The 2,495-nt window shown below is 33.7% G+C and carries 2 protein-coding genes and 3 pseudogenes; 2 read left to right on the forward strand and 3 right to left on the reverse strand.

Features of this window, described 5'->3' with window-relative positions; translation table 11 throughout:
* Nucleotides 1–106 precede the first annotated feature (106 nt).
* Nucleotides 107–712 carry an IS1634 family transposase gene (locus RHOW815_RS03845; RefSeq protein ID WP_256439907.1) on the forward strand — a complete coding sequence of 202 codons (606 nt, stop codon included), beginning with the start codon at nt 107–109 and terminating at the stop codon, nt 710–712.
* Nucleotides 713–745: 33 nt separating this feature from the next.
* Here the strand turns inward: RHOW815_RS03845 and RHOW815_RS09315 are convergent.
* Nucleotides 746–879: pseudogene (locus RHOW815_RS09315) on the reverse strand (IS5/IS1182 family transposase); the annotation flags it as partial.
* Nucleotides 880–888: 9 nt separating this feature from the next.
* Nucleotides 889–1,110, reverse strand: a pseudogene (locus RHOW815_RS09320) (IS5/IS1182 family transposase); the annotation flags it as partial.
* 5 nt (nt 1,111–1,115) lie between these two features.
* Between RHOW815_RS09320 and RHOW815_RS09325 the strand changes: the two are divergent.
* A pseudogene (locus RHOW815_RS09325) lies at nt 1,116–1,232 on the forward strand (IS481 family transposase); the annotation flags it as partial.
* Nucleotides 1,233–1,286: 54 nt separating this feature from the next.
* Here RHOW815_RS09325 and RHOW815_RS03860 read toward each other — a convergent pair.
* On the reverse strand, nt 1,287–2,345 hold the full coding sequence (locus RHOW815_RS03860) for a coiled-coil domain-containing protein (protein WP_215217032.1): 1,059 nt from the start codon (nt 2,343–2,345) through the stop codon (nt 1,287–1,289).
* Nucleotides 2,346–2,495: the final 150 nt, after the last annotated feature.

Here is a 2,495-nt window from a genome sequence, read left to right on the forward strand (position 1 = left end):
AGAGTATGGTGCAAGCAAATTATTTTCTTGAAGTAGCTTTTGGGATCGCTGTGGATAATCATTTATTGGATGGAATAAATCACATAGAGACGATGATCCCAAAATTATAGAGGGTACACATGGATTTTCCAAAGACCACAGGCCAGATTTGAAGCAGGTCTTTTTATCATTGGTTGTAAATGGTCCGAGTTCTATTCCTTTGTGGATGGATCCTTTAGATGGGAATAGCTCTGACAAAGTGTCTTTCCACGAAACCATCAAAAACGTAGAGAATTTTCGTTCTCAAATAGATCTAGATAAGCCCTCCAGGTGGATAGCAGATTCGGCTCTGTACACGAAGGAGAGGCTACTGAAAAATAATGACTATTTGTGGGTGACACGAGTTCCTGAGACAACTACTGAAGCAAAAAGAATGATGGAAAAGCCATCAGAAGACATACCTTGGATCGAAGCAGGAAATGGATACAGAATAGCAAGATTCAACTCTTCATATGGAGAGATTATGCAGCGATGGTTACTGGTTTTTTCGGAGCAAGCTTATTATCGAGAGCAGAGGACGCTGGAGAAGAAAATTACTAGGCAAGCAGAAAAGTTAAAACAAGCGCTTTGGCAACTCGGCAATCAAATATTTCATTGCAAAAAAGATGCAATCAAAGCCTTTGAAGCGGTCAAAAATGGACAATCTTACCTTGTTCATTTAATACACAGATAAAAGTTCTTTTCATTAGACCTCTTTCAAAACCCATTAACATAGCTCCAGATTATAAATGCCCGCAATTAGATTGAACCGAAGACCAAACCTTTTTCGTCTATTTCTATAACNNNTTGATTATTTTTTTTGTCTTGTTTTGTTAAAGGATTTTTCTTGCTTCTTCTTTTAGAGCCTGTTTAAAATCTTTTCAAAAGTAGAGCAATAAAAGCAAGAAACACCATATTCAGGCTTGTATGTAGTTTTCTTTCTCAATTTTTCCATAGCCTGCGACATTTTTCTATCCACGCAAAAGAACGCTTTACAATCCATTTTCTAGAAATGACTGTAAAAGTATGAAGTGCATTTCTTTTTGCTATTTCTACTATATATTCTAATATTTCCTGTACACTCTTTGCAAAAAATGGATGTGGATAAATGGGTAAAAGAGTACAATGAAGAGCAAGTCTATTCTGGGAAATATTGTTATGGGAAGACACCATGGCAAACATTTCAGGATGCAAAGCATCTAGCACAAATGAAAATGCTAGACACATTAAACCAAATTGACACTGTCAATGAAGTGCTGTCTGTCAACTCAAGTTCTGTCTAGGACAAGGTAAGAATCTTCCATGTACTCGTCTAAACTAACACTTTCTTCAGATGCAAGGTCTTTTTCTTCGGAGTTTACTAAGTCTAATAAGGTTTTATACCCAGTTGTATCTAAGGCTTGTTCTATTGATTTAATTATGTTTTGCCCTATTCCCTCAGTAATAGACCCTGATTGTATATCTTTTACTAAAACCTCAGCTAGATTGAAACATGTATTTTGTTGTTGTTTTTGAAAGTTAATTATCTTTGCGTGTATACGCTCCATTTTCTCTAAAGCATTCTCATGATATAGATCTTTTAATTTTTCTAGCCGGTCTTCATAAGCTTGTTCTAATTTGGCTCTTTCTTTTTTTTCTGATGATAATTGTTCTTGTATTTTTTCTAAATTTTCTAAAAGATCATTATTTTCTTCTGAAGAAATGATTATTTCTTTTTGTTGTTCATTAAAGGTATCTTGAACTCTTTGTAGATCTTTTAACTGTGATTCTGATTTATTTAATCGAGATTCTAGGAATTTTTTCTCTTCTTCTAAGTTTTCAATGGTTTTTGTTTTTTCAGATAGTTCTAGTGTTAAATCCTTATTGGATTTTTCCATTTTTTCTATTTTTCTAGTAGTGTTGTATGCAATAGGTTTAATAGCTTCGAGTTCTTCTCGAAGGTCTTTTATTTCTGCTTGTAAAGTAGTTATTTCTGTGGCTGTTTCGAGGCTTTCTTCCAGATATGGCATTGCTAGAGTGTAATAATCAGAAGTAAGTGTTAATAGGTCTTCTGGAATAATGCTATTCTCTAGAGAAGAGAGATCTTGTTCCATTTTATTTTCTACTTCTTCTATGGTAGCATCTATTGAAGCTATCTCAGTACTTATTGCTGGTATAGCAGCTGTTTCTAAAATACTTAATATTTCTTTTTCGTCTTTTAGTTGGTTTTGTAATGTTTGATAGGCTTCAGATAAACGTTGAATTTCTTCATTTAGTTCAGAAATTTGCTCATCTTTGATAGAAAGTTGCATTTGTAAACTAGTTTTTTCATTTTGATGAGATTCCAAAAAGGCTGATTGATTTTGACTAGCTTGCTCTAATTGCTTTTTAAGTTTTATATGTTCTAACTCTAAGGCTTCTTTTTCTTGTTGTAGATTAGATAGGCTTTCAAGTTTTTCTTTTAGGGTTATGATCTCCTGCTTTTTGTCTTCTAAAAG

It is taken from the genome of Candidatus Rhabdochlamydia sp. W815 (assembly GCF_018642185.1).
GTDB lineage: Bacteria > Chlamydiota > Chlamydiia > Chlamydiales > Rhabdochlamydiaceae > Rhabdochlamydia > Rhabdochlamydia oedothoracis.